Here is a 12488-nt window from a genome sequence, read left to right on the forward strand (position 1 = left end):
CTAGCGGTTAAACGAAAGCAACAGAAATAGTCCTACGCACTATTTCAGCCTCTTTTGTTTAGCACTAAAATTATTTTGTTAAATCTTCTTGGTTTGCTTCAAATTGATAACGCGGTTCATCATTCTTTTCATCATAATCAACAATCAAATCATAGCCTTTAAAGAACCAATCATCTGTTTCTTCAATAAAATAGGTAATCCCATCTAGGTTCTCTTTAATCATTGGCTCATCTGGCGCTTCTACAGACATCGCAATGGAAAAACCATCATGAACAGGTGTTTTTCCGTAAATTTTTCCGAAAAAACGAATGCCTGTCTCAGGCTGAACCCCGGTTTCTTCTTTAAACCATTGTTGGGCTTTCGGTGTCACTTCTAATTTCATTCTTTGTTCCTCCTTCACATCTCTGTCGCCATTTATTGTAGCACAGCGCAGTGCTTTTAGAGAATAAAGTGCTTAGCCATTCATTTTTTCATCTAATAAATCAACATCTGCGGTATCACCGATAACTAATAAATTATCGTTTTCTCGAACAATTTCAGAAGCATCTGGCGAAGCAATTACTTCTGTTTTCGAGCGGCGAATCGCTACCACAGTTAAACCAAATCGTTGACGGAAATTTAATTCTGCTAAGGTTTTATTGTAAAATTTAGGATTGGTGACCCTAACCTCAGCTAATGAAAATTCGCTAGATAATTCAATATAATCTAAAATATTGCGCGAAACAAGTTTGTGAGCAATTCGAATGCCCATATCCCGCTCTGGGTGAACGACCATGTCTGCCCCAATTTTATCTAAGACACGGGCATGATATTCATTGACTGCTTTGGCTAAGACATTGGGAACCCCCATCTCTTTAACCATTAGTGTCACTAAAATACTCGCTTGAATATCTTCACCAATTGCCACCACTACGTGATCAAAATTCCGAATTCCTAAAGAACGCAACGTCATTTCATCTTGGGCGTTGGCCACCACTGCATGCGTTGCAATATTCATATATTCATTGACACGGTCTTCACTGCTGTCAATGGCCAAAACTTCTTGACCAGCTTCCACCAAAGTTTGGCATATGCTGCCGCCAAAACGTCCTAAACCAATAATTGCAAAATTTTGTTTCATTTCTTCTGACCGCTCCTGTCTGTTCGTTAAAATTAGTATAACAAATCCATAAATAAATTCCTAGAAGGATTTCCTAGAATTTATTTATGGATTTATCTGATATTTATTTGGCTAAACCATGTTGAAAAGCATAAATCGCCGCTTGGGTCCGATCATCCACATCTAGTTTTGCTAAAATGTTTGAAACATGTGTTTTAACTGTTTTCAAAGTGATAAAGAGTTCATCAGCTATTTCCTGATTACTTTTACCTTGTGCAATCAACATTAAAATTTCGTGTTCTCGATTTGTCAAATCTTCATGCAACACCGGCTCTTGTTTTTTTGTTAACCGTTCCATCATCTTATGCGTCACTTCAGGTTCCAACACACGCTCTCCGCGATAAGTCGCCCGAATTGCATCAGCAATCTCATGTGCTGTTGATGTTTTTAATAGGTAGCCCGCTGCACCAGCTTCAATCGCCGGATACACTTTCTCATCATCAATAAAACTCGTCACAATAATAATCTTGGCTTCTGGCCAATCTTTCAAGATCGCTTTTGTTGAATCAATGCCGTCCATTTCTTCCATTACCAAATCCATCAAAATAACATCTGGACGTAGTTCCAATGCTTTTTCATAGCCAATCTTACCGTTTTCTGCTTCGCCTACGACTTCTATATCCTCTTGAATAGATAAATATGATGAAACGCCTAAACGGACCATTTCATGGTCATCCACTAACATTACTTTGATCACTTGCAGTTTCCTCCTTTATGACAGGAACTTTAATTTCAACGCTGGTTCCCTGCCCTTTAAAACTAATAATTTTAACTGTACCGCCCATGCCGACAACACGTTCTCGAATATTATTTAAGCCATAACTACCGGCTTTATTACTTTGTTCCTTCATATCAAAGCCGACACCATCATCAACAATACGCAATAGCACGTTTTTATCGACTTGGTGTAAGTATACCTCTAATTCCTTTGCTTTGGCATGTCTTAAGGTATTGGAAAGTAATTCCTGCACAATTCGGAAAAGATGATCCTCAATGCTGCTATTTAAATGAACATCTTCAACATCCCAAATCAATTCAATTTTAATTTTTGTTTGTAGTTCTTTCAGTAATTGTTCAATACCTTTACGCAAACTTTTTCCTTCTAGACTGATAGGACGCAAGTGCAATAGTAACGCGCGCATTTCCGATTGGGAGGCATTAATGATTTCTGCCACCATGGCTAGTTGTTTACGATATGGTTCCGGGGTTTCTGTTCGTTGTGCTTGTTCATTTAAGGCAGACAACATCATCATGGCTGCAAAAAGTTGTTGACTGACTGAATCATGCAACTCCCGCGCCAAACGATGCCGCTCGTTCTCTAAAATTTCTTCTTTTGTTTGCCCATCCATTAATTGCGGTCGACTGTTTAATAATTGCAATTCTTTAGACATCTCTAATAATTTATTTTTAATCGACCAAATATCTTGTTCGACTTCGGTTAGATAATGGTCTTGATTTTCACTGGTCGTTGGTTTGTTTAAGACTGGACTTTCATAATTACCGTTGGCCAATAACCGAAGTTTTTCTTCAATCCGTCCATATTGCCCTTTTTGAACCAATGAAATCAGTAAAAAGGTCAATAAGCCTATTAGTAAGGATATGAGAACAATGTGCACAATTAGTGGTAAATAAAAGACTTTTCTCTGAAGAAGCTCTAATAGCCACCGGTTTTGTTTAATCGAATGAAAATATGAAAACAATGTAATTAAGATAACAATAAAGGTGCTAAGGGACGCATATAATGAAATCATGCGTCTTGAAATCCGATCGGTCATACACGGATCACCTCAACATCTCCTACTAAAGTGTTCGTCATAATTTTCAAACGACGAAGATTGGTATCATAATCATTGCTGTAAATTTTTAATGATTCGTTTTTCAATTGATATTTTTCTTCTTCAAAACGTACCGTTCCGTAAAAAGTTGAATGTTCTAACAAAATAGCTACACCTAACGGCACTAGAATTCGCGTGCGGCCAAAACCTTTACGAATAATAATAATATTGTCTTCTTTCGGTAGTAACGTATTACCTAAATCAATAATGGTGTCCCCAGAGATTAAATCAATATTGATATCGTCCCATTCATAGATATTGTTACCAATGCGTTCGTTGGCAAACCAGCGGCGTTTAAATCGTTTGCCATTTTTAGGTTCTTTTGCCGCCGTCTCCACCATAATCATTTGTTTTTTTCGCCAAGGTGCTCGCTCAGCTATATCCACGCCTGAAATCTCAAAGCCTTTTAAGCCAATAAAGAGTACGCCAAAAATCAACATAAACCAAACAGCCGTGCTGTTCATTGCACCAATGACAATAAAAACAACGCCGAGGACGAATTGAAAGTTGTTAAAATGTGTTTTAGATGCTTTCCTGGAAACGTAGGCCACAAGTAAAACGCCAATTGTTAATAAAACAGCTAATCCAGGATTATGTACAATTTGCCATAACGCCAGAATAAAAAGTAATGCTTCTGCGACGATAAAAAAGCGCCAAGGGTTATTCATAGATTTGCCTCCTCCCTCTGTCATTTATTTTACTCGTTTATTTTATTTAATCATAGTGGTTTGCGCCTCAGGTTACCATAGGACTTTAGCCCTAAATGTCCTAGATTGCGAAAGGACAGGCCTTGGAAGCTGCCTGCCCTACTCAATTATTTAGTTTGCTTCAACTTTTGTAATTTTAACTGTCATGTCGCCACCAGGTGTTGCAATAATCACTTGGTCGCCTAATTGTTTACCAATTAAGGCTTGCGCAATCGGTGAATCGTTAGAAATTTTACCAGAAAATGGATCGGCTTCGGCACTTCCTACGATTGTGTATTCCTCTTCTTCTCCATCAGGCAATTCTTGGAAAGTAACTGTTTTACCGATGGAAACTTCGTCTTGGTCCACGCCATCATTATCGATGATTTCTGCAAAACGAATCATATTTTCTAACGTTGTAATACGTCCTTCAACGAAAGCTTGTTCATCTTTAGCTGATTCATACTCTGAGTTCTCTGAAAGATCCCCAAAGCTACGAGCGATTTTAATACGCTCTACGATTTCTTTACGTTTAATTGTTTTTAATTCTTCTAGCTCTTGTTCTAATTTTTCTTTTCCTTCAAGAGTCATTGGATATACTTTTTCTACCATGTTAATTCTCCTTTTTCGCTTAACGATACGTAGTTCTTGGTTGGTTATTGAAAAAAATTCCGCTTTCAATCCACAAAAGAGTACCACGCTTTTTCTAAATTGTAAATATAATTATTGAATTTTTGTGATTTTGCTAAATTTTATTTATATAAATTTCTAGTTGCTACTCTTTCCCTCTGTTAAACAGATTACTTTTTGAGTATCTAAAAGCTTGGTGAATCATACAAAATTGATTCACCAAGCTCTTTTATGTTTTCATTTTATTCACTACTTGAATTATTGACATACTGATCTACTAATACTTGATGTTCTTCATATGTTTTTGAGAAGTAGACTTTTCCTGTAGAAATATCTGCTACAAAGTATAAATAGTCACTTGGTGTCGGATTCAAGACTGCTTTAATTGACTCCTCACTTGGGCTATCTAATGGTCCTGGTCCATAACCAGTATTTTTATACAAGTTATAAGACGAGTCCACTTCCAAGTCAGCATACGTTACAGTTTCTTTGTGTTCTCCTAGAGCATACAAAATAGAAATATCTGATTGGATTGGCATATCGGCAGCCAAGCGGTTAAAGAATACTTGCGCAATTTGTTTGCGGTCTGCTTCTTTGACTCCTTCTTTTTCAACCAATGAAGCTAACGTTAAGACTTGCTGATTGGTTAAATTCTTTGCATGAATTGTCGGCGTATATTGTTCCATTACTGTGTTCATTTTAGCAATCATTTGTTCGACAAATTCAGGAAGTGTTGCTTTTTTGTAGTAATCATAAGTTGCCGGGAACAAATAGCCTTCTAAGCGATAACGAACACCTTCTGCAGTTGCAGCACTTTCAAGTAAATCAGGATACTTAGCTTTCATTTGATTGAAGAAGTCTTCGTTTTTCATTAATGCAATGAAATCTGCTTTCTTGAAATCTGTATTTTTTTCAATAGCTTCGCCAATTTTATCTATATCGTAGCCTTCAGGAATCGTTACTTTGCCATCTGCAATTTTAGTTGGTTCTGGCGTGCCTCCTTCTTTTAGCATTTCACCAATTTCATCGAGTGTCATGCTTGGAGACATTTGATAATAGCCCGCTTGAAAATCTGTTAAGTTTTTAAATTTTACGTAGTAGTTAAAAACCATTCCGCTTTTAATGACGTTGCTTTCTTCTAAAACCGCAGCAATTTGCTTATTAGAAGATCCTTCTGGGATATGCACTTGAACAAGCTTCTTATTGTTCTTGTCTAGTGGTTGTAGCCCAGCGTCTACATATTTATAAAAAGTAAACCCAAAGATTGCCATCATTAAAACCAATACAGAAACTACAATTAACACGATACGACCGACTAAACGATCTTCTTTTTTACGTGTTTGTTTTTTTGTATTTGTTGGCTTTTCGTCTGTTTCAATCGGGGTTGGCTCTTCGACTGTCTGTGTTGTCTTGTCTTTCCCACGTCTTCGAGCAGCTCTAGAACCTGCACGTGTTTGTGTTGTGCGGCTCGCTGTTTCTTGTGATTCATCAGATGAAGGTTGGGGAGACCTATCATTTTTTTCAGAGGAATCAGGTTGATCGCCATCATTTCTACCTTTTAAAGACCCAGTTACTTGATCTCTAAGCGAAGATTTGGGATCTTGGTTATTTTGGTTATCATTAGCCAAAACTAACCCTCCTTACTATTCTATCGTTTATGACTGAAACTATTATACATGAAACCTCTTTAAAATTAAATGTTTTTAATAAAAAGACCGTCATTCCCTGATAAAAAATTCATCATTGACAACGTTTAAAGCCTATGATGGCGCTTTTCTATTGAAACGATAATAAATCTTAAAATCCTCCTAAATTTATCGAAAATCCATTTTCTATTAAGAATTTTGTAGCAAAATAGCACCTAAGTCTTTAGGCGATTGTACTAGGAATGTCGCTCCCGCCTCTTGTAATTCTGTTTCTTCACCAAATCCATACAAGACACCTATACTATCTAAGCCATTTTGTTGAGCACCAAGAATGTCATGATTACGATCACCAACCATGATAATTGCTTCTTTGGTTGGGTCTAATTGAGCTTCCGTTAATGCATACTGAATCACATCTGCTTTTTTAGAACGATGACCGTCCATGCTCGCTCCATAGATGCCTGTAAAATAACGATCTAAATCAAAATGAGTAATAATCTTTTTAGCAAATTCTTCTGGCTTGGAAGTCGCAATGTATAACTTTGCTCCCGCTTCCTTTAACCTTGTTAGTACCTCTGGGATCCCTGGATACACATGATTTTCAAACATACCTTTTCTCTGATAATACGCTCGATAATGACCCACGGCTTGTTGCGCTGCTTCAGCTGAAGGCGCCATGTGCAAAAATGACTCATATAAAGGCGGCCCTATGAAAGAACGTAACGTCTCCTCGCTAGGAGCTGGCCAGCCTAATTGTTCTGTTGCGTACAAAATAGAACGCATAATGCCGCTACCAGAATCCGTAATTGTGCCATCTAAATCAAATAAAATCGTTTGATACATCTTCACTTCACTACTTTCTAGCATTTTTTGTCTAATTGATTCTTCAAAATAAGATACGCAAAAGAAGCACATTTTTCAGCGCTTCTCTGCCTTTTTATTTATTTTGCTGTAAACGTATCTGGTTTTTTATCTGATTGCTGCATTTCATAGGCAATGGCTTCAACGATTCGGCGGCTAGCTTGACCATCCCCATACGGATTTTGTGCATGCGCCATCGCGTGGTAAGCATCAGAATCAGTCAATAATGTTTTCGCCTCTTGATAGACTACTTGTTCGTCTGTACCAACCAATTTCAATGTTCCTGCCGCTACGCCTTCTGGACGTTCCGTTGTATCTCGTAAAACTAAAACTGGCACACCTAAGGAAGGAGCTTCTTCTTGCACACCGCCAGAATCAGTTAAAATTAACGCACTTTTCGCTGCAAAATTTTGAAAATCTTTGACGTCTAATGGTTCAATTAAATGCACATGAGCTAATTCACCTAAGTGTTCCGCTACTATTTCACGGACTTTGGGATTTTTGTGCATAGGGAAAATGACTTCAATTTCTGGATGTTCCATTACAAGTCGACGAACAGCTTTAAAAACATTTGCCATTGGCAGGCCTAAATTTTCACGACGATGCATTGTAATTAGCACGATGCGTTGGTCTGTAGGGATTTTTTCCAATAAATCATTTTGATAGTGGGCATCAACAGTGTACGCCATCGCGTCAATCGCTGTATTGCCAGTTACATAAATATGTTCTTCTGGATGATTTTCTTTGATTAAATTGTCCTTACTTTGAGTGGTTGGGGCAAAATAAATATCCGTTAACACGTCTACCAGTTGACGATTCATTTCTTCCGGAAACGGAGAATATTTTTGCCAGGTCCGCAATCCTGCTTCCACATGTCCCACCGGAATCTGTTGATAAAAAGCAGCCAATGCAGCCGCAAATGACGTGGTTGTATCGCCATGAACCAAGACAATATCCGGCTGTTCTGTCACAAGAACCTCAGTTAATAAATTCAAAACACGACTTGTAATATCTGTTAAGGTTTGCCCATCTTTCATGATATTTAAATCATGATTCGGTGTAATTTGAAAATCTTCTAACACTTGATCCAACATTTGGCGATGTTGCGCTGTTACGACTACTACAGAGTCAAATCCTTCACTTTGCTCTTCTAAAACTTTGATTAAGGGCGCCATTTTGATCGCTTCTGGCCGTGTTCCAAAAACCGTCATTACTTTAATTTTCTTCATCATTTTCCTCCTAATTCTATGTTAGTTTCGGGTATTTTTGTTGGCGAAATTCTTCTGCTCGTTGAACGTAATGTAAGGCGTTCGTATGATTACTGGCTATTTCTGCTGCCGTTAACGGACGGATAACCTTCGCGGGTCGACCAAATGCTAAAACATTTGGCGGGATAATTTTGCCTTCCGTCACTAAAGAGCCCGCACCAATCAGGCTGTTTTCTCCAATAATAGCGTTATTTAGAATGGTTGAACCCATGCCAATCAAAGCACCATCACCGATTTTACAACCGTGTAACATGCATTGATGACCCACTGTTACATACTTGCCTACAATTGTCGGGGCATCTTCATCAACATGAATAATCGTGCCATCTTGAATATTACTACCTTCACCAATGGTAATTGTGTTACTGTCACCTCTTAAGACCGACTGAAACCAAATATTACTATCCTTCGCTAGTTGTACGTTTCCATAGACATCTGCACTAGCAGCAATAAAATACTCTTTTTTCAAACTCTGTCACCTCTTTTCATTAAGTATAGACAAGAATTACTCACTTTCATAGTAAAAAAGACAAGAAAGAGGTCGGGACAGAAGCGTTTAACTCCGAGAAATAAGAAGGAATTTCCGAAAATTGTTCTATAATTTTTGGATAATTTCGGCTTATTTCCGAAGGAGTTGCTTCTGTTCCCGCCGTTTATCAATTTTTAAGCCTGGGACAAAAATCCAAAGTGATTTTTGTCCCAGGCTCTTTTTTATTCCTCATAGTCGCCTTCTTCAGCAAATTGACTATTGTATAGTTTTTCATAGAAGCCACCTTGTTCCAGCAACTCATGATGCGTACCTTTTTCAATGATTTCTCCTTGTTTCATAACAAGAATTAAATCAGCTTCACGAATAGTTGATAGGCGGTGGGCAATAACGAAACTCGTTCGTCCTTCCATAACACGATCCATTGCTTTTTGAATTAAGGCTTCCAAGCGTGTATCGACTGAACTAGTCGCCTCATCTAAAATCAAAATTTTCGGATCAGAAATTACCGCTCGGGCAATGGTCAACAATTGTTTTTGACCAAGGGAAACGTTATCTCCCTCAGAATTGATTTCCATTTCATACCCGTCTGGCATTGTCCGAATGAAGTGATCCACATTGGCCGTTTTCGCTGCATCCACAACTTCATAATCCGTGGCATCCAACTTCCCAAAACGAATGTTATCTGCAATGGTACCTTTATACAACCAAGCATCTTGCAATACCATTCCAAATACAGATCGGACATCACTACGGTTCATTTTTTTCGTGTCAATACCATCAATTTTAATGGCGCCTTCTGTTACATCATAAAAACGCATCAGTAAGTTGATTAAGGTTGTTTTCCCAGCGCCAGTTGGTCCCACAATCGCAACCATTTGGCCCGCATCAACTTTAAAGTTCAAATTACGAATTAACGGTTTTTCTGGGTCATAACTAAAGCTGACATTTTCAAATTCAACAGAGCCTAAAATAGGTTCTGGCAAAGGAACATCTTGTTCGTTAAGTTCTTCTTCTGGCTCATCTAGGATTTCAAAAATCCGCATGGTCGAAGCTGAAGCGCTTTGTAAAGCTGCAGACAACTGCGTAATATTCCCCATTGGTTGGCTAATTTGCCAAATATATTGAATAAACGCTTGTAATTGCCCCACTACGATCACACCAGCAACCACATAGTAACTACCAAGGACAGCTACCCCGATATAGGTCCCATAAGCGGTCATCTGAACCAATGGCAACATTAATCCTGAGATAAAGGATGCTTTGAAACCAAAACCATTTAAACGATGATTGACTTGTTTAAAGCCTTCAAGGGTTTCTTTTTCCCGACCATATAGTTTTAAAACACTGAACCCAGTCATATTTTCTTGGACATAACCATTTAAGTCTCCTAAAGAATTTTGCATTCCTTGGAAATATTTCTGGGAGATTTTAACAATTGTTCTGGAAATAATCAGCGACAACGGAATCATAATCACTGAAAAAATCGCCATCAGCGGATTGATTAAAAACATCATCACTACCGCCATCACAATCCCTAAGACTGCTGAAACAATATTGATAAAACTTTGTTGCATCGCATTGCTGACAGCATCCACATCGTTCGTCACCCGTGACAAAATATTTCCTTGTTGGTTCTTATCAAAATAAGAAACTGGCAAACGATTGATTTTTTCTTCAATATCGCGACGTAAATCGCGCATGGATTGTTGAACGACATTCGTCATTAAAAAGCCTGACAAAAATTGTGCCACACAATAACCTGTTCCCACAACTAAAATCCAAATTAAACATTGGATTACATAATCAAAGTTGATTGATTCGCCGGCCGCAATATTACGGCTAATTTCTGTCGTTGGTAATCCAGTCAAATAAGGCAACGCTGCATTAAAGGCAACGGTTAATATTGTAAATAAAATAACTAAATAAAACGTCACTCGGTACGGTTTAATATAGCGACCGATTCGTTTCATAGAAGAAAAGGCGTGTTTCATGCTAATTCCTCCTCTGACAATTGAGAAGCCGCAATATCATAGTAAATTGGACAAGTCTCAAGTAATTCACGATGTGTGCCAATTCCGACCACGTCGCCTTCGTTTAAAACAACAATGCGGTCCGCATGCATAATTGTTCCAACACGTTGTGCCACAATTAAAACAGTGGATTCTGTTGTTTCTTTTTTCAGACGCGCTCGTAAATTTGCATCTGTTTGATAATCTAACGCAGAGAAACTATCATCAAATATATAAATTTCCGGATTGCGAATAATCGCCCGTGCGATAGCTAAACGTTGTTTTTGACCACCAGAAAAGTTCGTGCCACCTTCTGAAAGAGGTTCATCATAGCCTTGCGATTTTTGTGAAACAAATTCTGTTGCTTGAGCAATGTCAATTGCTCGTTCCATTTCTTCTAACGTCGCATCTTCCTTACCGTAGCGAAGATTATCAGCAATTGTACCAGTAAAAAGTAACGCTTTTTGTGGAATATAGCCAATTTTATTGCGTAATGCACTAAGTTGGTAATCTTTTACGTTCACTCCATCGATTAAAATTTCACCTTCTGATACATCATAAAACCGTGGAATCAATTGAATTAATGTTGATTTCCCACTACCTGTGCTCCCAATAAAGGCCACTGTTTCACCAGGTGACGCCTTAAAACTTACATTGCGAATAACTGGGCTTTCCGCATGTCCAGGATAGGCAAAGGTTACATTTTTAAACTCTAGATAGCCTTTAGTAGCTGTTTCTGTTACGCCTTCTTCTTCACGAATAGCTGGTTCCATGTCTAAGGCTTCTTGAATCCGTGAAGCCGAAACCGCAGCCCGAGGATACATCATAAAGACACTGGCAAATAACATAAACGAGAACAGCGCATGGAAAATATATTCAATAAAAGCTATTAAATTCCCAACTTCTAAATCCCCGTGGCTGATTTGAACAGTCCCGCTCCAAATGATTAAGACCATCACAATATTAAATAAGAAAAAGAAGCCTGGTTGGGCTGCTGCCATTAAACGAAACAAACTTTTTGAACTTTTAGTGTAAGTTTCATTGACTTTATTAAAACGAGATTCTTCAAATTTTTCATTAACAAATGCGCGTATTACCCGCAATCCAGAAAGATTTTCTCTTAAAATCCCATTGATTCCATCTAAGTTCTTTTGTTGCTTTTTAGATAACGGTTCTGACAAACGAGCAATTCCGACAACTGCTAGCAGCAGAAAAGGCAAGGCACCTAAAACGTACATTCCTAACGACGGACTCGTTCGCATCACCATGTAAAGACTGGCAATAAACATCACTGGCGTCATAAAGCCAAGACGTAAAATATTTCCCATGAAGAGCATAATTTGGTATGCATCATTGGTAGTTCGCGTAATTAAGGAAGAAACCCCAATACTTTCATATTCACTGTGTGAGAAAGTTTGAATCTTTTCAAATAAATCATCACGAATATCACGAACAATGTTTGTTGTAATTCTGGCACCAAAGTACCCCAGCAAAATATTCATTGCGACACCAATAATCGTAATTACAACCATCCAAATCCCTTGCTGATAAATATAGTCCATATCTTTAGGAATAATTCCTTTGTCAATCATTCGTGCTAAAATGGTCGGCAAGCCTAATTCAATTAAAATAAAACCAAACACACAAATAAAATCAGCGAAAAGTAATTTCTTATAACGCATTGTGTAACGCCACATTAACTTCAATTAATCATCTCCTTCTTATCTTACTTTAAATTTTCTAGTACTCCCACTGTATCAAAAAGAAATCGGTAATACAAGCTGTCTGGCTAGAAAAAACAGCCTTTCTCTTTCTATCCTTTCTCTTTTAGATTTTCTAAAAAATAGATAATTTTAATGATTTACTTATACGATTAAAATTGCTACTTCCTTTTGATTGTGCCA

The 12488-nt window shown here is 37.9% G+C and carries 12 protein-coding genes; all 12 read right to left on the reverse strand.

The window, feature by feature from the left end; translation table 11 throughout:
• Nucleotides 1–70: 70 nt before the first annotated feature.
• Nucleotides 71–400: a HesB/YadR/YfhF family protein gene (locus tag MKZ30_RS11085; protein ID WP_002355140.1), complete on the reverse strand. Its 330-nt coding sequence runs from the start codon at nucleotides 398–400 to the stop codon at nucleotides 71–73.
• Between the two features lie 54 nt (nucleotides 401–454).
• A complete protein-coding gene (locus tag MKZ30_RS11090; RefSeq protein ID WP_002355139.1) occupies nucleotides 455–1120 on the reverse strand; it encodes a potassium channel family protein in 666 nt (221 codons plus the stop codon).
• A 103-nt stretch (nucleotides 1121–1223) separates the two neighbouring features.
• Nucleotides 1224–1856, reverse strand: a complete 633-nt coding sequence (locus MKZ30_RS11095) for a response regulator (RefSeq protein WP_002355137.1) — start codon at nucleotides 1854–1856, stop codon at nucleotides 1224–1226.
• Nucleotides 1831–2934 carry a sensor histidine kinase gene (locus MKZ30_RS11100; protein ID WP_002365182.1) on the reverse strand — a complete coding sequence of 368 codons (1104 nt, stop codon included), beginning with the start codon at nucleotides 2932–2934 and terminating at the stop codon, nucleotides 1831–1833. The genes MKZ30_RS11095 and MKZ30_RS11100 overlap by 26 nt, the downstream gene beginning before the upstream one ends.
• Nucleotides 2931–3662 (reverse strand): cell wall-active antibiotics response protein LiaF, encoded by a 732-nt coding sequence (liaF, locus tag MKZ30_RS11105; RefSeq protein WP_002381168.1) that lies wholly within the window; start codon nucleotides 3660–3662, stop codon nucleotides 2931–2933. Before liaF ends, MKZ30_RS11100 begins: the two co-directional genes overlap by 4 nt.
• 150 nt (nucleotides 3663–3812) lie before the next feature.
• On the reverse strand, nucleotides 3813–4292 hold the full coding sequence (gene greA, locus MKZ30_RS11110; protein ID WP_002355133.1) for a transcription elongation factor GreA: 480 nt from the start codon (nucleotides 4290–4292) through the stop codon (nucleotides 3813–3815).
• Between the two features lie 260 nt (nucleotides 4293–4552).
• The gene (mltG, locus tag MKZ30_RS11115) at nucleotides 4553–5938 is read right to left on the reverse strand and encodes an endolytic transglycosylase MltG (RefSeq protein ID WP_002375722.1); all 1386 of its coding nucleotides are present in this window, start codon (nucleotides 5936–5938) and stop codon (nucleotides 4553–4555) included.
• A gap of 207 nt (nucleotides 5939–6145) precedes the next feature.
• Entirely contained in the window at nucleotides 6146–6823 is a 678-nt protein-coding gene (locus MKZ30_RS11120) for an HAD family hydrolase (RefSeq protein WP_002386325.1), read from the reverse strand.
• 74 nt (nucleotides 6824–6897) lie between these two features.
• Nucleotides 6898–8049, reverse strand: a complete 1152-nt coding sequence (wecB, locus tag MKZ30_RS11125; protein ID WP_033601332.1) for a non-hydrolyzing UDP-N-acetylglucosamine 2-epimerase — start codon at nucleotides 8047–8049, stop codon at nucleotides 6898–6900.
• 13 nt (nucleotides 8050–8062) lie between these two features.
• Nucleotides 8063–8554 (reverse strand): gamma carbonic anhydrase family protein, encoded by a 492-nt coding sequence (locus MKZ30_RS11130; RefSeq protein WP_002367316.1) that lies wholly within the window; start codon nucleotides 8552–8554, stop codon nucleotides 8063–8065.
• A gap of 242 nt (nucleotides 8555–8796) precedes the next feature.
• Nucleotides 8797–10566 (reverse strand): multidrug efflux ABC transporter subunit EfrB, encoded by a 1770-nt coding sequence (gene efrB, locus MKZ30_RS11135; RefSeq protein ID WP_002365186.1) that lies wholly within the window; start codon nucleotides 10564–10566, stop codon nucleotides 8797–8799.
• A complete protein-coding gene (gene efrA / locus MKZ30_RS11140; RefSeq protein ID WP_033600526.1) occupies nucleotides 10563–12290 on the reverse strand; it encodes a multidrug efflux ABC transporter subunit EfrA in 1728 nt (575 codons plus the stop codon). The genes efrB and efrA overlap by 4 nt, the downstream gene beginning before the upstream one ends.
• Nucleotides 12291–12488: the final 198 nt, after the last annotated feature.

The sequence above is a fragment of the Enterococcus sp. LX10 genome (assembly GCF_023539285.1).
Lineage (GTDB): Bacteria > Bacillota > Bacilli > Lactobacillales > Enterococcaceae > Enterococcus > Enterococcus faecalis.

Bases quoted from the DNA above. Each gene is read 5' to 3' on its own strand.
- wecB (WP_033601332.1), bottom strand. From the start codon at position 8,049: ATGATGAAGAAAATTAAAGTAATGACGGTTTTTGGAACACGGCCAGAA.
- efrB (WP_002365186.1), bottom strand. From the start codon at position 10,566: ATGAAACACGCCTTTTCTTCTATGAAACGAATCGGTCGCTATATTAAA.
- MKZ30_RS11090 (WP_002355139.1), bottom strand. From the start codon at position 1,120: ATGAAACAAAATTTTGCAATTATTGGTTTAGGACGTTTTGGCGGCAGC.
- MKZ30_RS11120 (WP_002386325.1), bottom strand. From the start codon at position 6,823: ATGCTAGAAAGTAGTGAAGTGAAGATGTATCAAACGATTTTATTTGAT.
- liaF (WP_002381168.1), bottom strand. From the start codon at position 3,662: ATGAATAACCCTTGGCGCTTTTTTATCGTCGCAGAAGCATTACTTTTT.
- MKZ30_RS11100 (WP_002365182.1), bottom strand. From the start codon at position 2,934: ATGACCGATCGGATTTCAAGACGCATGATTTCATTATATGCGTCCCTT.
- greA (WP_002355133.1), bottom strand. From the start codon at position 4,292: ATGGTAGAAAAAGTATATCCAATGACTCTTGAAGGAAAAGAAAAATTA.